Source organism: Sagittula sp. SSi028 (genome assembly GCF_048553715.1).
Lineage (GTDB): Bacteria > Pseudomonadota > Alphaproteobacteria > Rhodobacterales > Rhodobacteraceae > Sagittula.
The window spans coordinates 1-20,650 of record NZ_JBLZNC010000016.1 but is presented as its reverse complement, the minus strand read 5'-3'; the positions used below and the strand labels follow the sequence as shown (position 1 = coordinate 20,650).

Below are 20,650 nucleotides of genomic sequence, written 5' to 3'. Positions count from 1 at the left end.
CCGCATATAAATTATCCGGATTTTCGCCTGAGACTACACAAAAGCCGTATGGTTTTTGCACGGCTTTAACACTGCAATTAAACGCTTTTGGTATAAAATCCGGATTTTCGGGGGGCGTTGCGAAAAACTTTTTCGCATTTTTTCTTTCAGCCTATACCCGATTTTTGTGAAAACGCAAAACCACTTTAAAGTCATTTGGTTATGTCGCGAACCTCAAGTAAGTTTGACCTGCAAAAGATCAATTGAAGGCACATATCGAGATGAATACACAGGCAGTAGAAGAGAATAAGGAGCTGTCATTGAGCGAGCGCTTGGAGGTGCGCGCATTGGCAAAGCCGAAGAATAAAACGAAGCCCACTATTTCCAAGATCATTGAGGCGCGCGCGGTGCTTTCCAAGCAGCGCATGCAGGGCCACAGCTGGGCGGATCTGGCAGACTTGCTGTCGCAGGAAGGGGTGCATATCGCGGAAGGCACGCTGCGCAATTACATGGGCATGATCGGCACTGCGGTGGATGCACTCTCTGCCACCTCACAAGGAGAGGTGAGCGACGAGCAGATCCACCGTAACGTGAGCGCGCAGATGACCAAAGCCGCCCGCGATCGCGCCGCCAAGAAGCGCGCAGCATCGAAGCTGCGCATGCCGATCCCTGGCGGTCAGCCCTTCATGCTGCCTCCGTCCGGCGACAAATTCTAAGGAGTGGTGGGATGTTTTCAAAATACTTGCATATCACAACGTCGCTGAAGGGCGGCGGCGGCAAGAGCACCTTCGGCTGCGCCCTGCTGGATTGTTTGCGCTCGGAACATGTGAGCGTGGCTGCCTTTGATGCGGATGGCGCCATTGGCTCTCTGAGCGACATGCATGCAACGCGCGATGCAGATGGCCAGATGGTGAAGCCGCAGGATCCTCTGATCGGGGTTCAGAGCTACAACATCCGCGATACAAGCCGTGACACGCTGATTAACTCGCTCGGCTGTGAAGCCAAGCATATCGTGCATGATGTGGCGGGCGGAGCGCTGGTCGACATGCAGCGCCTCTTCGATGACCATGGCAGCTTTGCCAATCTGTTCCAGACGTTGCGCGAGTGTGATGCCTGTGCAGTCTTCTGGCACCTCGTAACGCCCGACAAAAGCACCACCGACTCCGTGGAGCGCCACCTCGACATGACGCAAAACCTTGGCGATCTCAGCACCTATTGCCGTCATATGGCAGTGTTGAACCGTCAGGGTGGGCGGGACGATCAGGCGTTTCCGCATTGGTATGGCTATTATGATGCGACAGGAGAGCTGCGCGGAGGGCAGATCCGCGAACGCCTCCATGCAGCCGGCGGCCAGGAGCTGGACCTGCCGGCCCTCAAAGAGCGGACAATGTCGCTGGTCAAATCGTGCCAGAAGCCTTTTGGAGACGCGGTATCAGACCCCCGCCTGACCTTGATCGAACAGCAGCGCATCTTGATGTTCACCAAAGATTTTGCGGGCCAGTTGACCACACCGGTGCGCACGGCGGCAGGCTTGATATGATCCCGACACCCAAGCCCAGCCGTCTGGATCGCTATTTGGACACTTACCCGGGGCTGCCCGCACAGCTGCGTAAAGCAATCTGGGACCGGATGGACGGGGCCAATTGTTCCGCGGATGACCCCATCAGCCTGCAGGTCGCAAGCGATGTGATACTGCAATACCGGTTGCAAAAGCACAGCGATTTGGTGAAGGGCATGCCCGCCAAGGTGAACGAGGCCACCAAAATCATTGAGGACAAATTGGTTGCCTGCAATGAGCGTCACCTTACAGACGCCCGCAAGCTTGTAGCACAAGATGTCCGGAGTGCCGTTGAGGGCACTCTGGATGACAGCTTTCCCAAGCTTGAACGCCTCCATGTGGTGCGGGCCGCGCGGGTGCTGTGCAGCGCGGGGCTGGCCATTGCAGTGCTGGCCGTGGGGGCGGGGTTCTTTTTGGGACACCGGTACGCGGTACAACATGGCGGGGAGTATGCAGCTCTCGCACAGGAGCCAGATGCTGCGACATGGCGCAAGCTGCAGCGCCTTAATGGCGACATCGACCGCACGCTTGCGGAACACTGCCGCGAGGGCAGCGCGAACTACCGCAGGTCAGCGTCTGGCCTTGAACGCTGCGGCATCTGGCTTACGATTGAACAGGCCACCGAGCCATAGCAAAGGATTACACGATCAGCATGCCTTCGGAGAGCTGGTCACGGTTATAGTCAGCCAATTCGATACGCACGCCTGTGAACAGGCATGCAAAATTGACACCTCCGGGATAGCGGAAGTGATTGAGCCCAGGCTTTCCGCGGCATCCGCAAATCCGTCCATCACACCGTCATGCCCCGCAAAGTCGACGTTCACGGCCTACGAGGCATTCGCGGCAAAGTGGTCATTCTGCACGTAACGACCGGTGGCCAGCTGGTCTGTGCTCGCAACGCTGTAGTTCGACATTATGCTCTCCTTGGAGAGCAGAGTGGCGATCTGCGGCGCGGCAGTGATGCACGAATTTTGGAATGTTGAGGGCTTACATCGAGATGTTGATGAAAATGCCGCCGGGCACTTGTGCGATTACCACCGCAACAAGGCCCAGCGGCATTAAGAGCCGTGAGTGGCATAAGTCCGGTCTACGGGGGGGAACTGATGCAATTGCTATTCAAAACTTCAAAGTGAACATGCCTAAGTCAAACAAAGGCATCCAGGTCGACCCGGACGCCCGTTAACTGTCTGATATGTGACTGGTATCTGCAATATAAAAGTGTGACCGCAAACAAGCGTGAAGAGCATTACTCACGGTTATTATTTCGGAGGTCGGGCCCGACGGGAAGCTACAGGTGGCCCCCACATCAAAATAAACGAGGGACCACCTGCTTCACCTATGATCACAGGGGTGTCTGCCCACAGCGGGTTAGAAACTATGTTTAGACATTGGTAAGGATAACCGATTCGGTTAACGTTAAGTTAACATATCAACAATTGAGGCAGGCTTAGATGTGTCAGCGCCTCAATTGTGGGCACATAGGTGCAATTGGTGGAGACCGTTAGGACGGGCAAGCATGCACAGAGCCATGTGAGCGGGCGCTCTGCGAGAGTATAAAGCCTCATTATAACAGATGCTTGTAAGGCTTACAGGATGCAAAGCCTTAGCATAGCCAAGGACGCGAATTCCCCGTAGCAACTTTGGAGGTGCATATCCGTATCCAAAGTGCGGATAGAAGTAGCAGGTGACCTCTCACAACTTGGGACAAGGAAAAAGAGGCCACCTGCACGACCGAGCCAATCGGGGCCGTGGAGTTGCGAAGGGAGCTTGGGGACGCCCTTTGCAGAGTCCACGATCAGGGATCTATGGTTAATATTTTATGAAGATCCGCGACGTCTTGGAATGATTTCCGCACAGGTTGCTTCTCTGAACCTCCACGCACCCACAATGTGCGGCGTGTTCAATCAGCACCAAGTCCGTTGCTTGGCTCAAATCGGGCATCCAGGCATGTGCCTATCGAAGGGGTGTTGTAACCAAACAAAAGCGGGGCAGGGGGTAGTGCAGGTGGCCCTGACAATGGCTGAGGGCAGCAAGAAACAGGGCCACCTGCGTCACCGGGAATTAATCGGTGCCTGGGTTCACGAAAGTTTCGGGGGAAACTTCGCGGAAGTCATCTTTAAGGAGAATAGTTAACAAAAGGTTAAGATAGCTGCGGTGCAGAAAATCATTCGCGGAAACGCCTGTAATTTGAGCGATTCAGTTTTTGCTGTGCTCGGCTTGCAGGTGACCTCGCAGTGGTTGGGGACGATGAGATGCGAAGCCACCTGCTTCACCGGCGTTTACCCGGTGTGCTTGGAATTTATGGAGGGGTAACTGTGACCCAGTCCATGGCAGTCATGTTTACGCGGGGTGGGTTAATTCAAGGTTAAACGCCACTCGCATTGATCGGGCTTCCGACACGAAGCAGGCAGGGGGGCAGTCAAGTACACGTCTGCGCCTGTGACTATGCCTGACAACCTGCACCGCGCCTTTACCAATTATTAGGCTCTGCACCGCTAGGGTTGTGGCGATGGAGCAGAGATGGACCGAGTAAGATGAACAGGTTGGCCTACTTTCGGGAACGTACACGGTTCATGAACCTCAAGGAGCGCGTACAATTGACCACTGCGCTTGGCGTACAGGGCGCATTTGATGAAGCCGGATTTTCCCTGGAGGAGTTCGAGCGCCATCTGGCGTTGTTCAAAAGCCGGGACCACAGAAGCGGTCAGGACCCATCGCGCTTGGAATGATGCCGAAGAATGTTTGTCAGTAGCCGTCTTCAGAGCGATGAAGCTTTACGACATGTGGCGTGAGAAGCGGGCGCGAGCCTAAGGGCAGGGTCCGATCAAGCACATTTGTAATTGCGGCGCGCCGGCTAAAATCCAGCGGGCCTACGATGCACCAACCATTCAAACCGGACCAGCCGATAGGGCAGTGCAAAGAAGACCTTGGACCAAAGCACCTTTGTCTACCTAGCCAACCATGTAGCGAATATCTGAAGCGCTACATATTTAGTGGGAAACGGTCTTCAGCGCGCTGTTGGAAAAAGACATGCGATCTTACCTTAATTTGAGCGACGAGGCGTTTAGATTAGAAAAGCGCGCCTACCTTGGCAGGTAAATGCCATCGCCGGTAAGGCGCGGTGTTCCGGCACTCTTGAGAGCGCGGGAGCTATTGTTGAGCGATCAGAATATAAAGTCTGCGTCGGAAAGCTGATTAAGTTCAATCTGGTTAAGCCCGTCCATCCGAATTATCTCGTCCTCGTAGTAGATATAGCTGCGCCCGTGCCATTCTCCATGGTTGTAGCCGACTTCCATTGTTAATTGGTCGATACTGCTTAAGCCCCAATCGGTGAGGTCGATCAGGTCTTCGCCGATTTCGAAATCGGTAATACGATCCTGATTTCCATCGGCTACCAAAACGAAGACATCCGCGCCCGTGCCGCCGCGCAGTACGTCGGGTCCCTCGCCATCAATCAACGTGTCATTACCAGCACTCCCGCGCAGATCCTGGCTCCCATCGCCACCGACCATGCTGTCATCACCCGAGGTGCCATCGATACGCCCCGTCACGTTGGTAGCGTCGATTACGTTGATCTGCGAGGGGGGGGCTGTGTTAGATCCGGGGTCGGAAGCGGCACCGGATCCAAACACAAAATCCGCGTCAGAAAGTTGATCAAGTTCCACCTGATTGAAGCCATCTAAACGGATCGTCTCATCTCGGTAATAGATATAGCTGCGTCCGTGCCATTCGCCGTGATTGTAGGCAACTTCCATCGTCAATTGGTCAGCAGAGGTAACGCCCCAGGCGCTGATATCGATTAGGTCTTCGCCAAATTCAAAGCCATTAATACGATCTTGATTTCCATCGGCTACCAAGACGAAGACATCTGCGCCCGTGCCGCCGCGCAGTACGTCCGACCCCTCGCCGTCTATAAGCGTGTCATTACCCGCATTTCCGCGCAGATCTTGATTTCCATTACCACCAATTATGCTGTCGTTGCCTGATGTGCCATCTATGCGCCCCGTTACGGTGGTTGCGTCAATCACGTTAACGTTAATATCGGCAGGGGCTGCAGGGCTGGCAGGCGCGTTGTAATGTTGCAGAGCAACGCGGACTGCTTCGTTAAAGGTGATCCATAAGTCACCGTTGTTCATCGCAGTGCTGTACGAGGTGGTCTCGGGATCGACGATCGTACCATTGTATTCTAACTGGTCACCTTCGCTTGCATCGAAGTCGGTGATCACGTCTACTCCGCTTCCAGAAAATACAAATAAATCTGCACCGGTACCGCCGGTCAAAGTGTCGTTCTCCTGTCCGCCCGAAAGTGTATCGGCGCCGGCACCGCCCAGCAGAATGTCCTGACCTAAGTTCCCGTACAACAGGTCAGCGCCGCTGCCTCCATCTATAGAATCATTACCGCTGCCGCCCCATACGGTGTCATCGCCGCTTTGAGCAGTCACGGTATCGTCGTTGATCCCGGCAGCAATAACGTCACCATAGCCTGTGCCGTTTATACCTGCGCTCAGGTCGCTTCGCACTTGATCATAATCATTCAGATAAAGCCCTCCATTGTCTGCGACATATGGAATGCCATCGTCGTCTTCAATTGGAATGTAATTAACCGGATCAATATAGGAAGTGGCAGGCAAGTCCCAAACAGAACTTTCTGAAGGTTGCCCATTTAAATCGGTAGGCAAGTTGCTGAAATGGATAAAGTGTCGCTCTTGATTATCGTTATTTGATCCACCAGCTCCAGATGTGATTATTCGCGCACCTTCCAAAGCATAAAAGAGAATGCCGCCATTCGTGTTGATCACTAGCCACTGCTGCGTCCCTGTGGCGGCATCGTTTGGATCGGTGTCCCAGTTCACAACCTTCCACTGATAACCGCCCGCAGAGCCGGCCCCATGATAAAGGTCGATCTTGATACCTTCGATCCGGATGGTGTCACGGGAAAGGTCGAGATCCTCAAACCTTCCAACTGTGATTCCCTGAATATTGGACAGGTTCGTGAAGTTGAAGTCGTCTGAACCACCGCCACCTGATGCACCATCTCCATATATATGGTGACCGCCGTACCACCATTGGCGAGGGTAACTTGGATTGTAAGTGTCGCTGCCATAGACCGTGAAGTCCAGTGTGATTTCGTCATCGCCACCGTTGCCCCACAGATGAATCTGTCCGTCTCCTTCTGCTATAGAAGTAATCGTATCGTTTTGGTCGCTACCACCGTGCGGACCTGTTCCGCTAAATTCAAATATTGGCATAACAAGCCCCATAGGTTGACAGGTCTACCTTGGTATATACCTAGAATTGAAGTCAACAGGCAAAACAACCTATGCGCATCTGCGGCACGGCGACGGAGGCTGTTTAAATAGCACTATATATGTCAGGTATTCGGAGCCGCACATATTTTGACCGCTTGCATAGCGGATTTGCGACCATAACCAGCTTCCTGGTAGCCGGGCCGATCCCCGTGATAGAGTGCAGTTCAATAGAATATCAGACAGATTAACCTCGCTTGCCGCAGCCCTGTTGATCTCGTCGTCCAGCTCCTTGATCATGCTTTCAAATCGTTGCTTCAACTGGGTGTCGACGGCCCCGAGCATCGCGGTGGCGCTCAGTTTTTAGTGTGCGCGCATTTGGGCCGAAAGCCGTTTACGCATTTCGACCAACTGAGCTCATTTCGACGTCAAGGTACTGTGAAGGCGTATGGTTTCCGTGTGAAGACTGCGGCGTGCTTAGCGCCGAAATGCAAAGAAGTGGGCGATTGGTTCTGCATCGATCCGTTCTGCCTTGGCGTGTGTGTCCCGACTCTGCGCAAACGCCTTCACTTGAGCTTGGGGGCACCTGGCGGGCTGTAACGCCTTCGGCCTTCAAAACGCCCAGTCAACCGCCCCGGGTTTGGCGGAGGCTCCAATTCCTGAGGGGCAAATGTGTTCCAGGCGGCGGAGTCTTGATCGGGCGTTCCGGTTTTGATCATCACGTTGAGCACGGTCAGGAGTTTTCGCGCGCAAGAGGCGATGGCCGGCTTCCTATCTTTTCCAGCCGCAAGCAAACGTGCCTTGAAGGCCTTGAGCCGCGAGTTGAACCTGCTTGCGGTGAGTGCTGCCAGATAGAGGGTGCGCCTAATCGTGCCGCGCCCCCCATATGCTGCGTTTGCCGCGTTGGTCGCGATCCGGTTCAACGTTGATTTACAGTTAGGACCCATCGCGCTTGGAATGATGCCGAAGAATGTTTGTCAGTAGCCGTCTGCAGAGCGATGAAGCTTTACGACATGTGGCGTGAGCCTGAGGGCGGGGTCAGCTCAAGCGCATTTGTAATTGCGGCGCGCCGGCTAAAATCCAGCGGGCCTACGATGCACCAACCATTCAAACCGGACCAGCCGATAGGGCAGTGCAAAGAAGACCTTGGACCAAAGCACCTTTGTCCACCGAGCCAACCATGTAGCGAATATCTGAAGCGCTACATATTTAGTGGGAAACGGTCTTCAGCGCGCTGTTGCTGCCGTCAGTCAACGAGGCTCATCGTGGTGCGCGACCGGTCAGCGTCTCAATCACAATATCCACACGAATTGAGTAATAGATCGCGGAGATAAAGCAAAAGTTTGCCGCGCATAGCACAAGGGTGACGATGTCGAAAACCTCTGGGAACGTGAAGGAGTCCCTGAGGTATACCCATGCGAAGATCTGCCCAATTGTCTGGAGCACAAAGAGTGTCAGGCAGCTGTGTGCCATTTTTTCAGAGATAACTTTCGTCGACATGGTGTCTCACACTGCCTGTTAAAATGATGAAGGTAACCGACGAAATAAACTCGCCTCGCAGGCCTACATCGGTAGCCAGCGTTGATCGTTCAATCAATAGTAGATTTTACGCGCGCCAAATTCTGACCAAGCGCGAGCCAGCTTTCCGGACCGCAAGCGGATGATACATCAACAAAATATACTTAAAGGAGAGTGATGATTTTTTTAAGCCCGACTTATACCTTTGCCGGATTCAGCTATACATTCGAGCGGCTGAACCTCTTCCAAACGCAAAGTTGCAGTCCGAATGCCCCTGGAATGATTCGGGTTTCCTCGCAAAATTGGGGTTAAAATCTATCTGTACCGCTAGAATGGTAGTATATTCTGAGGGTTAGTGTGACGGCGCGCAGTCATGTTTTTGGCAAGCGGAAATGCTAATCGCTGCCATGTGCGTAGCAGGCCAGGCTAGGATGCATCTCGCCCTTCGGTTGATTGCTCGCTTTGGCGCGCCAAATGAAATACACTCTTTGGTTGAGTGAGCTCGCTTCAATCTGCACCCGACTACCTCAAACGCGTTTAAATAAATTATCATTATTTAAATGATAATTTATTTACTTGATATCGGCATGCACTTTGGGTGTGTTAACTGTTATTTAAGTCCTCGGCCCTTAGTGTGCCGAACCAACCGAAGTCAAAATGTAAAGACAATGTTTTCATGACGGCCAGAGCCATGAAAGGCCGCCGAACAATAGAAAGCGTTCGAGCCGGTAAAAACCCACGAATTTTATAGAGCTATTCAATCAGAAGACGGCGCTGCTGCGTCGCGCCGAGGCGACAACGAAAGGATACGGAGTATGTCTCAGCATGAATGGATCATCCGTTTAATTGATGAGATCGAACAGTACGCAAAAGAGCACCAATTGCGGGGCATTGCCGCTGCTGCGCCACTGTTCAGCGCACTCGCGCAGGAAGATATTGATCGTGCCAAGCAACGAGACGATCAAAAGGAGTCCAGCTCCTCCATTGCCTGATGCGCTTTTTAGTTGGCGTTATGAGAAGGAGGCACGTTTATCCTTGGCACGAGCATGGGTGTGTTTGGGAAGAGCGTGCAATATCGCGATCTGGCAAGGGCATATCCGATTCCGGCACCCGCTGTGGCGCCCGCTGCATCCGCGACGAGGTCCATCCACTCCGCCTGGCGGCCAAACCAGGGCTGGATGACCTCACTTCGTAGCGTCTGTGAATGCAATTTCATTCTAGAGCGTCAAGTCACGCTGACGCTCCGTGACCTTTTCTCGAAGGGATTACGGTAATAGTCGCTCAGGTGCTCGTATTGCGGCGCGAGGTGTTCACGCAGAAAATCGACCGTTTTTGCATTCAAGTCCCCGATCTCCAGGGATTTCTCGCTTTTGTTGAGCTTTGGAATGGTCACCTGCTTGCCCGCCTTCTCAGACAGATCATCGGCCAGAAGGCCTAGCTCGTCCGTGCGGTATATTCTGTCGAAATTGATCGGTTGCGGACCGATAAACAGCCATGCGGGCAAAGCATGGTGTTTGATGGATGACGACAGCGCCATGTATTCCTTGAGGTTCTGAAAGAAGAAGTCGGGATCGGGGTCCGGCGTCAAGGCGCTTTGGGCGCGGATGCGGCGACTGTTGTGCAGCTCGCGCAGCGCAACGACCCGGTTGGTATAAACGGACAGAAGCCGTTTCAAAGGGTCACGGACGACGGAAAACCGCCACCATGTGCCGTCGCAATAGGGCTCCCAGCGGTGGGGGCGGTGACGGCTGGTTTTGTAGTGCTCATGCACCACGAGATCATTGTTCTGAATATCTTCCAAAGTGATCGGGCTGTTCTCGTCAATGCTGGCCAATGCCGCCTTGACCGAGGAGCAGGCCGCCTTGGGGATCGGCATATAAACGATACGCAACTGAGGCAGTTCAACACACATAACCGGTTTTCACCTTTCGGGAGCTCTGATCATAAATTGCTTTTCAAATTTCTACCGAGGATTGTTTCAATGCGAAAGCCTTGTCACGCCACTGCGCGGTATCGCAATCTGGCAAGGGCATATCCGATTCCGGCACCCGCTGTGGCGCCCACAGCATCTGCGACGAGGTCCATCCAGTCCGCCTGGCGGCCAAACCAGGGCTGGATGACCTCAATCAGCCCTCCGTAGCCCACTGCAATCAGCAGCACCCAAGGCGTCAGGCGAGGGCGCACCACCGGCAAAGGCAATGCCAAAGCCGCGAAAGCAATGGCATGGTACAGCTTGTCATGCCCGCCGGTTACACCGCCGGGCAGTTTGGTCAGTGTCAAAGCTGCGATCACGATGCCGAGCAGAACCGTCAGGGCGAGGCTCACGCGAGCCAGAGAGAATGGTTTCATTGCAAGGTGGCGTATACCTTGCTCAGAACCTGGTCGACTAAAGTTTCCGCGACTTCCCGTGTGTCGGCTTCTGCATAGCAGCGGAACTCGGGAGCATTGCCTGAGGGGCGCAGATGCACGATGTCTCCGGACACAAACCGTAGCCGCAGGCCATCGGTGGTATCAAGCGCCAGCTCCCCAAACCCGATCTCTTCGAAGAAGTCGGCACGGGCCTCGGAACTCTCGGACAGCTCTCGAATAAAGGCTTTTGACCGGTCGGTCTCGATGCCTTGCAAACGGTCGGCTGCCGTAAAGCGCGGGGGCAGGGCGTCTACGAGAGAGGACAACTTACGTCCCTGTGCGACAGCCTTCGCAAGCGGGGCAATGATCGGCAGCAGGCAGTCGCGGGTCATCAGCGGTGAGAGGGGCCCCGCAGGCGCCTCGGCTTCAAAGCCAAGCAGGAACCCGCCATTGGCTTCATAGCCCACGACACGTACATCAGGATCTTCTGCGAGGGCCTCCTCCATCGCCGCAATCACAAACGGCGAGCCGATGCGCGTCAGCGCCACACGGTCAAACCCGAAGCGCGCATCCGAGATCATCGTGTTCGAAGACACAGGTGTGCAAACGTGGTGAGCCCCCAAAGCCTGTGCGGTGATCGCGCCTAGCACATCACCAGGCACCACACGCTGCGCATCATCAACCACCATGGGTCGATCCGCGTCTCCATCCGTCGAGACCAGCACATCCAAGGCATGCGCCTCGAACCACCCCGCAAACAGCGTTTTGGTTTCCGGGTCCAAAGCTTCCGTATCCACGGGAATAAAGCTGTCCGAACGTGCGATCGCCACCGGCGTGGCCCCGAGCGCTTCAAACACATCCATCATCAGATCACGCGCCACGGAGGAGTGCTGGTACACGCCCACCCGCAGCCCTGTCAGGCAGGTGCCGTATGCGGCGACATAGCGTGCGACATAACTCTCGGCCGCCGCGACACTGCGACAGCCTGCACTCAGTCCTGATGCCGGGCGGCCCAAGGCACTCTGGATAGCCACTTCATCTGCCTTGGTAATCTCACCGGTGGGGACGTAAAACTTCAGCCCGTTCCGGTCAGCGGGGATATGGGAGCCTGTCACCATCACCGCACCAGCGCCGACGCGCAGGGCCGAGAGCGCCAGTGCAGGTGTTGGTAGGGGGCCGCAACTGACCGCAGGCACGCCTGCGTCTTGCAAAGCATCCAGAACCCAGGCTGCAATCTGTGGCGAGGAAGGCCGCAGATCCCAGCCTACATGGACCTCATCGCCATAGGTGCAGGCCGCGAGAAAGGCCCGGACATAATCTGTGACAAGCTCTTCGGTGAGTTCGACCACCAGACCACGCAAGCCGCTTGTTCCGAACTTTGGCGCCATAACGCTTCATCCTTATTATAAAGACACCGCCACCCCCGGAGAGAGGGGTGTGCGAGCAGCAGTGTTGCAGTTCCGCCGTTCAGCTACGCGCGTAGACGTCTTCGTAGCGAATGATGTCATCCTCACCGAGATAGCTGCCGGTCTGCACCTCGATCAGCACCATTGGCACCTTGCCGGGGTTTTCCATGCGGTGAACCGCGCCCAGCGGGATGTAGACGGACTGGTTTTCTGTGACGAGTTTGACCTCTTCATCCACCGTCACTTTGGCTGTGCCTTGCACCACAATCCAGTGCTCGGAGCGGTGGTGGTGGCTTTGCAGCGATAGCGCAGCCCCGGGGTGGACGTGGATGCGTTTGACCTGAAAGCGATCCGCCAGAACCAATGTCTCGAACCAACCCCAGGGACGGTGATCGACGGGCAGCTGCGTGGCCTGTTTGGCCTCGCGGGCTTTGAGCACCTGCACCGCCTTTTTGACGTTCTGCGCGTTGGACATATCCGCGACCATGACCGCATCCCGCATGGCGACGGCTACGATGTTGTCCAGACCAATACCAACGAGCTCCTGATCGGGATCTTCGGCCCGCAGCAGGCTGTTTTGGCAATCAAGCGCCGTGGCATGGTCAGAGACCGCATTGCCATTCTCATCACGCCCGGATTCCAGATAGACCGCTTCCCAGCCGCCCAGGTCAGACCAGTGGCCATCAAAGCGCACCGCCGACAGGTTGGACGCCTTTTCCATCACCGCGTAATCGATCGAGTCATCAGGCACAGACGCCCAAAGCTCGGGATCAATACGCGTGAAGGCCAGATCGTGGGTCGCGGCATCCATAGCCTTGCCAACCTGTTCGAGGATCTCCGGGGCATGGGTTTCAAATGCATCGATCAGCACCTGTGCGCGGGCCAGGAACACGCCGGCATTCCACAGATAGCGCTTATCCGAGAACAACTCTTCCGCACGCGCTGTGTCGGGTTTTTCAATGAAGCGTTCGAGCTGGTAGACCCCATCAGCCTCCGATCCGGTTTCCAGCCAGCCATAGCCGGTCTCCGCACGGGTGGGCGCAATACCGAAGGTTACGATCTGGCCGTCCTGCGCGGCCTTGTTTCCCTGCAGCACCGCTGCGCGGAAGGCGTCCGCATCTTTGATCACATGGTCCGCGGGACATAACAAAATGGTTGCATCGGGGTTTTGTCGCACCGCCGCCAAAGCCGCTGCACAAGCCGCGGGCGCTGTGTTGCGCCCTTCGGGCTCGATCAGGATCCCGCTTTCGGTGATCCCTACTTCCGCCAGCTGTTCGGTGACAATGAAGCGAAAGGCATCCCCCGTAACCACGAGCGGGGCCCCAAAGTCGTCTCCTTGGAACCGCAAGGCGGACGCCTGAAACAAGCTGTGCTCACCAATCACATCCGCAAACTGCTTGGGATATGATTTGCGTGACAGCGGCCAAAGTCGTGTGCCGGAGCCACCACAGAGCAAAACAGGAAAAATCATCGCAGACCCCCTCGGGAAAAGTTCTTATAAAAATCTATGCCAATACTAGACAGTGGTCATCATCATTGGCCAGCCAAACAAGCTCAATTCCAGACAGCTACGGCACAAGCGTAACACTTTTGAGCAAGCAGCCGAAAATACCGAAAAATTCCCATCAAGGGTTTCGGCTGTGTTTTCTAGTCTCTTCCGGATAAACCCCGCTGTGCGTCGTTCTGGAGGTTTTTATATGTGTGGTATTGTTGGCATCCTGGGATCTCACGAGGTGGGACCAATTGTTCTGGATGCTCTGAAGCGTCTCGAATACCGCGGCTACGACAGCGCGGGCATTGCGACTGTCCATGAAGGAACGCTGGCCCGGCGTCGCGCGACAGGCAAGCTGATCAATCTGCAAGACCTTCTGGTCCGCGAGCCACTGCGTGGCTTTGCGGGCATCGGCCATACACGCTGGGCCACCCATGGTGCGCCCACGGTGGCCAATGCCCACCCTCATCAAGCCGGTCCGATTGCAGTGGTTCACAACGGCATTATCGAGAACTTCCGGGAGCTGCGTGCCGAGCTGGAAGCTGAAGGGGTCGTGTTCTCCTCGCAGACAGACACCGAAGTGATTGTGCAGCTCGCCAACAGCTATCATGCACAGGGGCTGGCCCCGAAAGACGTCGCACAAGAAACTCTAAAGCGACTTGAAGGCGCATTTGCCTTGATGTTCCTGTTCGAGGCAGATGCTGATCTGTTGATTGCCGCCCGTAAAGGCTCCCCCTTGGTCATTGGCCATGGGGAAGGGGAGATGTTTGTAGGGTCGGACGCCATCACACTTGCCCCGCTGACACGCAAATTGACCTATCTCGAAGATGGCGATTGGGCGGAAATCACCCGCAATTCTCTGACAATCTATGACGAAAGTGGTGATGCAGTCGTACGCGCGACCTCCCGTGTCGAGCTGGCGGAAGCGGCCGCTGAAAAAAGTGGATACCGGCATTTTATGGAAAAAGAGATGGCAGAGCAGCCCGATGTGCTCTCGCGGATCATCTCCACTTATCTTGATAAAAAAAACACCGGCTTCCACCTCCCTGAAGGTGTTGCGTTTTCAAATGTAGGCCGTGTTATCATGGTGGCCTGTGGCACAGCCCATTACGCGTGCCACGTCGCCAAATACTGGTTCGAAAAACTGGCCCGTCTGCCCGTCGAGATCGATATTGCGTCAGAGTTCCGCTACCGCAATCCGGTGATCGGGCCGAATGACATGCTCGTGGTCGTCAGCCAATCAGGTGAGACCGCCGATACGCTGGCCGCCCTGCGACATGCAAATGCAGCAGCGTTCAAGTCTATTGCCGTGGTCAACGTGCCCACCTCTTCGATTGCCCGGGAAGCCGATGTGACCGTACCCATTCTCGCAGGGCCGGAAATCGGGGTGGCATCGACAAAGGCCTTTACCGCGCAACTCATGACTTTGCTGATTTTGGCGGCCAAAGCCGGGCAGGATCGCGGGACGATCGATCCCGCTTATCTCGCAGAAATCTTCGAGGACATCGAGGCAGCGCCCGGTCTGGTCCAGCAAGCCCTGGGCCAGCAGGATATCTATGCCGAGATCGCCAGCCATCTCGCGAGCAGCAAAGATGTGCTGTTTCTGGGGCGTGGAGAGATGTACCCGATCGCGCTGGAGGGGGCGCTCAAGCTCAAGGAAATCAGCTACATTCATGCTGAAGCTTACGCGGCAGGTGAGCTTAAACATGGCCCCATCGCACTGATTGAAAAAGACCTGCCTGTCGTTGTGTTTGCCCAAGACAACGAGTTGCTCGAAAAAACCCTATCGAATGTCCAAGAGGTCATGGCCCGTCATGGGGACATCGTCATGGTTTCAAGCGACATGTCCGAGGCCACCAAAGCAGAGGCCCTCTACACGATTGCAATGCCCGAGGTTCGCGACCCCGTCACCCCAATCGTCTACAGCGTTCCTGCACAAATGCTCGCCTACCATACCGCTATTGCGCGCGGCACGGACGTCGACCAACCACGCAATCTAGCCAAATCGGTGACTGTGGAGTGAGGGCCGGCAATCTTCGCCACCTTCTCCAGCCCCCTTGCAAGACCAAGTACGACGTTTAATGGAAGACCCTGAATGACACGCAAACTTTTTGGCACCGATGGTGTCCGCGGCACTGCAAACATCCACCCCATGACCGTCGACATGGCAGTCTCACTGGGCGCAGCCGTAGGCCGCTACTTTCGCAACGAGCACAATGGCGTCCACCGTGTCGTGATTGGTAAGGATACGCGCCTGTCAGGCTATATGTTTGAAAACGCGCTGACCGCGGGCCTTACCTCGACAGGGATGAACGTGCTGTTGCTCGGACCTGTGCCGACACCGGCAGTGGGCCTTCTTACGGCCTCAATGCGTGCTGATCTGGGCGTCATGATTTCGGCCAGCCACAATCCCGCAGAAGACAACGGGATCAAGTTTTTCGGCCCTGACGGCTTCAAACTGTCTGATGTGGTGGAAGCGGAAATCGAGGCACTGGTCGCCGCCGGGGTTGCGCCTGCACAGCCACAAAACATCGGCCGTGCCAAACGGATCGAAGACGGTCGGTTTCGCTATCAAGAGCGCCTGAAGGGCACATTGCCTGCAGGTTTGCGCCTCGACGGCATCAAAGTGGTCGTCGATTGCGCCAATGGAGCAGCCTATCGCACCGCCCCTGAGGTGCTATGGGAACTTGGCGCTGACGTGATCCCGTTGGGAACCAGCCCGGATGGCTTGAACATCAACACCAATTGCGGCTCGACCAAGCCTCAGATGGCGGCGGAGGCTGTGCGCGCTCACAAAGCAGATCTTGGCATCTGTCTGGATGGAGACGCCGACCGTATCATTGTGATCGATGAGACCGGCGCGGTGGTTGATGGCGATCAGATCATGGGCCTGCTGGCCGCTCGCTGGGCTGACGAAGGCCGTCTCGCTGGCGGCGCATTGGTCGCAACCGTGATGTCGAACCTTGGTCTTGAGCGCTTCATGAACAGCAAAGGGCTCCGGCTGGAACGCACCAAGGTTGGCGATCGCTACGTGGTAGAACGTATGCGCCAGGGCGGCTTCAATCTGGGAGGCGAACAGTCGGGCCATATCGTGATGACCGATTACGCCACAACCGGTGACGGGCTGATGGCTGGCCTGCAGTTCCTTCGCGAAATGGTCCAGTCAAAGCGCAAGGCCTCCGAACTTGCTCGCAGCTTTATGCCCGTGCCACAGCTTCTCAAAAACGTCCGCTTTGACGCCGGTATGGCGCCATTGGATGCCACCAATGTGCAACGCGCCATCAAAGATGCCGAAGTAAAGCTAGAAGGCCATGGGCGCCTGTTGATCCGCAAATCCGGCACAGAACCTCTTATTCGGGTCATGGCGGAATGCGAAAACGATCAGCTACTGAACCAAGTGGTCCATGACATCGTGGCCGAAGTGGAGCGCGCGGCACTGGTCGTAGGCTGAGCGGCTTACACGGGAAGTTCACATACACAGTGTCGCGCGTTGGGTATGCGCTCCTCGCAGTCTGTGAACGGCAAAGCCAGGCAAGTTCATGTCCTCTGGACCCGAGGCCGCGTCATTTGCATCCACGGTGGTGGTACTCTCAAAATCTGGAATTGGTTCACACGGGAAAATCTATATTGATGAAAATCAATTGCTTAGATGGTCCAAAATTGAATTATACCGGCAAGGTATAACTCGGTATGACGACGGCTTCCTCACGCTGTGCCGACAACCGCTCGAGTGTGTGCGACATGTGCGCGTAGACACCATGCAACCTGTCTTCTGCTTCGTTGAGCCCGTTACTGAAACCTGGTTCGAAGGCTAGACCGAGGACCAGATCTACGGTCGCGCGAATATCGACCTTTTCCAAGGTACGGGGTTTCACGGCCTCATGATTAAAAAGTGCATCTGCTTTGTGCCAAAACCAATTTGAGACGCAGATTGACCCACGTGGACTTTCCCCAATCTTGCTTTTCGCAAAGGTAGACGGGACAATCTGTTTGCGCGCAAAAATTTGTAATTAGTCATAGGTCGTCCAAACTCATGCTCGAGAGTGACGTAGACCCACTTTGCAGCTTCATGGCTTTATTCAAGCTGACGCTCACCAACGCTAAAGTGGTCGAAGCGGGCGGCCAATGGATGGCGGAGGGGCGCGACACGGCCACCCCTTTCTACTGCGCGATGAGCGAAGGGCAGTGCCGTCTCCACGTTGCAGGGCGTGAACCGGTTACGCTGTCGGCTGGTGATTTCGTGCTGATCCCACACCTGCAAGACTTCATCATCTCAAGCGAGGTGCCTCCGCCCCCTCATGTGTCTCGCCAGTCTCTTGAGACCGGCTCCGGAGAATGCCGGCTTGGCGCGGTAGAAGCACCCGTCAATATGCGCGCCCTGGTCGGGCGCTGCCACTTTGATCCGCTGGCCCAAGGCCTTCTCGCGTCTCTCCTGCCGGGAGTAATCCATGTTTCCGATCAAAACCGCCTGACGGCTCTGGTGTCGATGATCCATGAGGAAACCCGCGCAAACCGCCTGGGGCGCAGAGTGATCCTCGAGCGATTACTGGAGGTTCTTTTGATCGAGGCCCTGCGCTCTGAACCGGTCGCGACCCTGCCGCCGGGGCTGCTGCGCGGTCTGTCGGACCCCTTGCTTTCAGGTGCATTTCAACGGATCCACACAGAAAGAGGCGGCTCCCTTTCCGGTTCACAACTGGCCAAGACGACGGGTTTGTCCCGCTCCGGCTTTCTCGAACGGTTCCACCGCCAGGTTGGCCGCACGCCAAAAGAATATGCCATCGAGTGGCGCATGGCTGTGGCCAAAACCTTGCTTCGGCAAGGTGGGTTAACCAATGCAGAGATCGCCGAGAGGATCGGCTACGCGTCCGCCATTACCTTTGGAATGGCATTTGTCCGGCAAGAAGGCATATCGCCTGGCGCTTTCGCGAAGAGGGCTGGTGGATAAAGCCAGGCATACCTCGGCGAAGCGGGTACCGCCGACCGACTTGCTTCACGTCTATTCCCATTGACGCTGGCCGGTGGTCCCAAGGCGTAGGATACAACTCCCGCCTTTGCGGCGTTGCTACAGAGCGCAAGGAAGGCTCACCAGGAAACACCAGATAGCGCACCCCCAGAGTGGGAGACGCCGGAAAACCTCCAACGAGATCAAGAGCGTCATGCCACCCGAACCCGAGAGCATAACTACAGCCTGTGAGGGTTAGGCCGTGGCCGAGTTGTCTGGTGCAGCGCTCAATGTCGGGATGGCAGACACATCGACTTCGCGGGTAGCGTGCCAGGCATCATAAGCTCCCTGCATCCCGATCCAGACCAGAGGCGCGTTTCCGAAGAGCTTGGCAAGTCGTACCGCCACTTCCGGGCTGACGGGCTTCCGCTCGGCCAGAAGGTCGTGCAGGTGCTGGCGCGACACGCCGAGCATTCGTGCGATTTCGGCTTTCGATTTTCCGGTGGCGGGGATCACATCCTCGCGGAGCAGTTCGCCCGGATGCGTCGGGCAGCGGTTGGGGTTGCGGCTCATCCTCGCCTTCTAGTGATATTGCTCGTAGTCCAGCACATAGGCGTCGCCGTCGCGGAACTCGAAGGTGATGCACCACGGGCCGTTCATATGGACGGTGTAGCGCGTTGGTGTGTTCCCCCGCAGGCTGTGGAAGTCGAAGTCCGGCAGGTTCATGTCCTCGGGAGATGTGGCGGCGTCGAGCGCATCCAGTCGACGTAAGATGCGGCTGTGCATGCGTGCATTGATCTTCAACTTGCCGGTTACCCAGAGGACTTTCAGCTGCTTGTGTAAAGTGTCTGCATACACATGGATTTATGGAAGAGCAAAGTTGGGCCGGACTCAAATCGTAGGTGGAGGAAAAATCCCGTGGCAGGTCAAACTGGCTTCCGAAGGCTTGCGCCGAATATAACGAAATATACTGGTTTATAACCATTTATACCCTCAACAGCGTATAAATGGAATCGCCTCATGTAATCAGGCATTTAGGGGGAAATCATGCTGGTGTGCGCGAGCGAAGGCGCCAAGTAGCCTGTGTTTTCCACTTCATTGAGCCGCCTTGCAAACCTCCCAACGTTGGTGTGCCAGCTGCCGCGAACACATCCGTATTAGGTTGCTCACCAAGCCTCCTCAGGATCGCAGCCCTCAGAAGCACGGCTCGCCGCCCGATCTTTAACCAAGCGCTGCGTCAGCAGTCATTTAGAGGAAGCTTTCATCTGACGCGCTCGTTTTGCGGGTGGACTTTGCCAAATTTCAACCACATTTAGCGCATATACCATTGTATATAAACTTTCAGAGCGTTCTCGTTTTACCCAACTCATTTGCACACAAACTGGAGAATTTTCATGCCCGGATTTCAGCCATCCGAACCGTCAATTCCGCCACGCAAGGTCACGTCATTCAAAGAAAGTTTGGTAGCTACCGGGTACCGGCCACAGCACCCTAAACGTCACAACCGCATCAACGGCAGCTGGCTTTTATCTCTGAAAGTACAGCTCGCGATTCTGGCTGCTCTTGGAATTGTCGCGCTGACCTTTTGAAGTGATAGGCAGGCATCAAGGAAAGCGAAGATCACGCCGCGATGGTGATCCCGGACAATACCCTTGGAGACGTATCAAGAATGCGCCTTCAATCCTATTGTCCGGCCATTGCCAACTCGGCCCCGAGCAGGGAAGGCAGAATGGCAGTGCCTCCCAACAGCCCGATCGCGCCAATCAACGCCCAGAACCAATAGCGGTTGTGAAGCGGCGTTTTACGAAAACAATACGGGCAGGTATGTGCCCCGAATGCGAGATCATAGTTGCACTTACACCGCACGATACGGATCTTGCGCTTCGCCATACTCACTGCCTTTCCGGCCGGTTTGCATGACCGGCTTCTTGCATCCCCAATTCACAAGCGCCCGCGTTAACTGTGATCGTCTGAGGGTCTTAACAATTCCTTAAGCCCCGCAGGCGCCAATCGGCAGGCGCGCGACCGGCGCCGACATGACGACCGAGTGCAACATGCACCGTATAACGGCCGTTGAAAACCTCCTAGATGGCACGCGCGGAAGCAGAAAGTGTTATAATATAACACAAATACATAATACCAATTATCAGGCGCAGCGCT

Annotated in this window: 19 protein-coding genes; 9 read left to right on the top strand and 10 right to left on the bottom strand. The window is 55.6% G+C overall.

The genetic code is table 11. The features are described 5' to 3' along the window. Window positions 1-299: 299 nt before the first annotated feature. The 4 genes from ACN5AZ_RS17880 to ACN5AZ_RS17865 all read left to right on the top strand — a co-directional run bounded on the left by ACN5AZ_RS17880 (window position 300) and on the right by ACN5AZ_RS17865 (window position 4,266). Window positions 300-695 (top strand): hypothetical protein, encoded by a 396-nt coding sequence (locus ACN5AZ_RS17880; RefSeq protein ID WP_419430267.1) that lies wholly within the window; start codon window positions 300-302, stop codon window positions 693-695. Between the two features lie 11 nt (window positions 696-706). Continuing rightward, window positions 707-1,519 (top strand): hypothetical protein, encoded by an 813-nt coding sequence (locus ACN5AZ_RS17875; RefSeq protein ID WP_419430266.1) that lies wholly within the window; start codon window positions 707-709, stop codon window positions 1,517-1,519. Next, window positions 1,516-2,169 (top strand): hypothetical protein, encoded by a 654-nt coding sequence (locus ACN5AZ_RS17870; protein WP_419430265.1) that lies wholly within the window; start codon window positions 1,516-1,518, stop codon window positions 2,167-2,169. Before ACN5AZ_RS17875 ends, ACN5AZ_RS17870 begins: the two co-directional genes overlap by 4 nt. A 1,941-nt stretch (window positions 2,170-4,110) precedes the next feature. Next, complete coding sequence (locus ACN5AZ_RS17865; protein WP_419430264.1) at window positions 4,111-4,266, top strand: hypothetical protein; 156 nt, start codon at window positions 4,111-4,113, stop codon at window positions 4,264-4,266. Window positions 4,267-4,701: 435 nt separating this feature from the next. On the opposite strand, the gene ACN5AZ_RS17860 is transcribed toward ACN5AZ_RS17865, so the two are convergent. Both ACN5AZ_RS17860 and ACN5AZ_RS17855 read right to left on the bottom strand, forming a co-directional pair. Then, window positions 4,702-6,786, bottom strand: a complete 2,085-nt coding sequence (locus tag ACN5AZ_RS17860; protein ID WP_419430263.1) for a calcium-binding protein — start codon at window positions 6,784-6,786, stop codon at window positions 4,702-4,704. Between the two features lie 563 nt (window positions 6,787-7,349). After that, window positions 7,350-7,706 (bottom strand): hypothetical protein, encoded by a 357-nt coding sequence (locus tag ACN5AZ_RS17855; RefSeq protein WP_419430262.1) that lies wholly within the window; start codon window positions 7,704-7,706, stop codon window positions 7,350-7,352. A gap of 1,410 nt (window positions 7,707-9,116) precedes the next feature. On the opposite strand from ACN5AZ_RS17855, the gene ACN5AZ_RS17850 reads away from it, so the two are divergent. Continuing rightward, complete coding sequence (locus ACN5AZ_RS17850) at window positions 9,117-9,293, top strand: hypothetical protein (protein WP_419430261.1); 177 nt, start codon at window positions 9,117-9,119, stop codon at window positions 9,291-9,293. A 233-nt stretch (window positions 9,294-9,526) separates the two neighbouring features. Here ACN5AZ_RS17850 and ACN5AZ_RS17845 read toward each other — a convergent pair whose 3' ends face one another. From ACN5AZ_RS17845 to ACN5AZ_RS17830, 4 genes are all read right to left on the bottom strand, one after another. Next, window positions 9,527-10,213 carry a sulfotransferase family 2 domain-containing protein gene (locus ACN5AZ_RS17845; protein ID WP_419430260.1) on the bottom strand — a complete coding sequence of 229 codons (687 nt, stop codon included), beginning with the start codon at window positions 10,211-10,213 and terminating at the stop codon, window positions 9,527-9,529. Between the two features lie 83 nt (window positions 10,214-10,296). Beyond that, entirely contained in the window at window positions 10,297-10,626 is a 330-nt protein-coding gene (locus tag ACN5AZ_RS17840; protein WP_419430259.1) for a VanZ family protein, read from the bottom strand. 20 nt (window positions 10,627-10,646) lie between these two features. Continuing rightward, the gene (locus ACN5AZ_RS17835; RefSeq protein ID WP_419430258.1) at window positions 10,647-12,038 is read right to left on the bottom strand and encodes a phosphomannomutase; all 1,392 of its coding nucleotides are present in this window, start codon (window positions 12,036-12,038) and stop codon (window positions 10,647-10,649) included. Between the two features lie 79 nt (window positions 12,039-12,117). Then, on the bottom strand, window positions 12,118-13,527 hold the full coding sequence (locus ACN5AZ_RS17830) for a mannose-1-phosphate guanylyltransferase/mannose-6-phosphate isomerase (RefSeq protein ID WP_419430257.1): 1,410 nt from the start codon (window positions 13,525-13,527) through the stop codon (window positions 12,118-12,120). A 226-nt stretch (window positions 13,528-13,753) separates the two neighbouring features. Here ACN5AZ_RS17830 and glmS point away from each other — a divergent pair, with 226 nt between their 5' ends. Both glmS and glmM read left to right on the top strand, forming a co-directional pair. Next, a complete protein-coding gene (gene glmS, locus ACN5AZ_RS17825; RefSeq protein WP_419430268.1) occupies window positions 13,754-15,571 on the top strand; it encodes a glutamine--fructose-6-phosphate transaminase (isomerizing) in 1,818 nt (605 codons plus the stop codon). Window positions 15,572-15,643: 72 nt separating this feature from the next. After that, window positions 15,644-16,999: a phosphoglucosamine mutase gene (gene glmM, locus ACN5AZ_RS17820; protein WP_419430256.1), complete on the top strand. Its 1,356-nt coding sequence runs from the start codon at window positions 15,644-15,646 to the stop codon at window positions 16,997-16,999. Window positions 17,000-17,213: 214 nt separating this feature from the next. Here the strand turns inward: glmM and ACN5AZ_RS17815 are convergent, their stop codons facing one another. Beyond that, complete coding sequence (locus tag ACN5AZ_RS17815; protein ID WP_419430255.1) at window positions 17,214-17,423, bottom strand: hypothetical protein; 210 nt, start codon at window positions 17,421-17,423, stop codon at window positions 17,214-17,216. 158 nt (window positions 17,424-17,581) lie between these two features. Between ACN5AZ_RS17815 and ACN5AZ_RS17810 the strand changes: the two genes are divergently transcribed. Continuing rightward, window positions 17,582-18,493, top strand: coding sequence for an AraC family transcriptional regulator (locus ACN5AZ_RS17810; RefSeq protein ID WP_419430254.1), 912 nt, complete (start codon window positions 17,582-17,584; stop codon window positions 18,491-18,493). 252 nt (window positions 18,494-18,745) lie between these two features. Here ACN5AZ_RS17810 and ACN5AZ_RS17805 read toward each other — a convergent pair whose 3' ends face one another. Then, window positions 18,746-19,063, bottom strand: coding sequence for a HigA family addiction module antitoxin (locus ACN5AZ_RS17805; RefSeq protein ID WP_419430253.1), 318 nt, complete (start codon window positions 19,061-19,063; stop codon window positions 18,746-18,748). Between the two features lie 9 nt (window positions 19,064-19,072). Next, a complete protein-coding gene (locus tag ACN5AZ_RS17800) occupies window positions 19,073-19,348 on the bottom strand; it encodes a type II toxin-antitoxin system RelE/ParE family toxin (RefSeq protein ID WP_419430252.1) in 276 nt (91 codons plus the stop codon). 536 nt (window positions 19,349-19,884) lie between these two features. Between ACN5AZ_RS17800 and ACN5AZ_RS17795 the strand changes: the two genes are divergently transcribed. Then, complete coding sequence (locus ACN5AZ_RS17795) at window positions 19,885-20,079, top strand: hypothetical protein (RefSeq protein ID WP_419430251.1); 195 nt, start codon at window positions 19,885-19,887, stop codon at window positions 20,077-20,079. A 94-nt stretch (window positions 20,080-20,173) separates the two neighbouring features. Here ACN5AZ_RS17795 and ACN5AZ_RS17790 read toward each other — a convergent pair whose 3' ends face one another. Beyond that, entirely contained in the window at window positions 20,174-20,380 is a 207-nt protein-coding gene (locus ACN5AZ_RS17790) for a hypothetical protein (RefSeq protein ID WP_419430250.1), read from the bottom strand. Between the last annotated feature and the right edge of the window lie 270 nt (window positions 20,381-20,650).

Excerpts from the sequence above, each read along its gene's own strand:
- ACN5AZ_RS17875 (WP_419430266.1), top strand. The coding sequence starts at position 707 with ATGTTTTCAAAATACTTGCATATCACAACGTCGCTGAAGGGCGGCGGC.
- ACN5AZ_RS17870 (WP_419430265.1), top strand. The coding sequence starts at position 1,516 with ATGATCCCGACACCCAAGCCCAGCCGTCTGGATCGCTATTTGGACACT.
- ACN5AZ_RS17865 (WP_419430264.1), top strand. The coding sequence starts at position 4,111 with ATGAACCTCAAGGAGCGCGTACAATTGACCACTGCGCTTGGCGTACAG.
- ACN5AZ_RS17860 (WP_419430263.1), bottom strand. The coding sequence starts at position 6,786 with ATGCCAATATTTGAATTTAGCGGAACAGGTCCGCACGGTGGTAGCGAC.
- ACN5AZ_RS17850 (WP_419430261.1), top strand. The coding sequence starts at position 9,117 with ATGTCTCAGCATGAATGGATCATCCGTTTAATTGATGAGATCGAACAG.
- ACN5AZ_RS17845 (WP_419430260.1), bottom strand. The coding sequence starts at position 10,213 with ATGTGTGTTGAACTGCCTCAGTTGCGTATCGTTTATATGCCGATCCCC.
- ACN5AZ_RS17835 (WP_419430258.1), bottom strand. The coding sequence starts at position 12,038 with ATGGCGCCAAAGTTCGGAACAAGCGGCTTGCGTGGTCTGGTGGTCGAA.
- ACN5AZ_RS17830 (WP_419430257.1), bottom strand. The coding sequence starts at position 13,527 with ATGATTTTTCCTGTTTTGCTCTGTGGTGGCTCCGGCACACGACTTTGG.
- glmS (WP_419430268.1), top strand. The coding sequence starts at position 13,754 with ATGTGTGGTATTGTTGGCATCCTGGGATCTCACGAGGTGGGACCAATT.
- glmM (WP_419430256.1), top strand. The coding sequence starts at position 15,644 with ATGACACGCAAACTTTTTGGCACCGATGGTGTCCGCGGCACTGCAAAC.
- ACN5AZ_RS17810 (WP_419430254.1), top strand. The coding sequence starts at position 17,582 with ATGCTCGAGAGTGACGTAGACCCACTTTGCAGCTTCATGGCTTTATTC.
- ACN5AZ_RS17805 (WP_419430253.1), bottom strand. The coding sequence starts at position 19,063 with ATGAGCCGCAACCCCAACCGCTGCCCGACGCATCCGGGCGAACTGCTC.
- ACN5AZ_RS17795 (WP_419430251.1), top strand. The coding sequence starts at position 19,885 with ATGCCCGGATTTCAGCCATCCGAACCGTCAATTCCGCCACGCAAGGTC.
- ACN5AZ_RS17790 (WP_419430250.1), bottom strand. The coding sequence starts at position 20,380 with ATGGCGAAGCGCAAGATCCGTATCGTGCGGTGTAAGTGCAACTATGAT.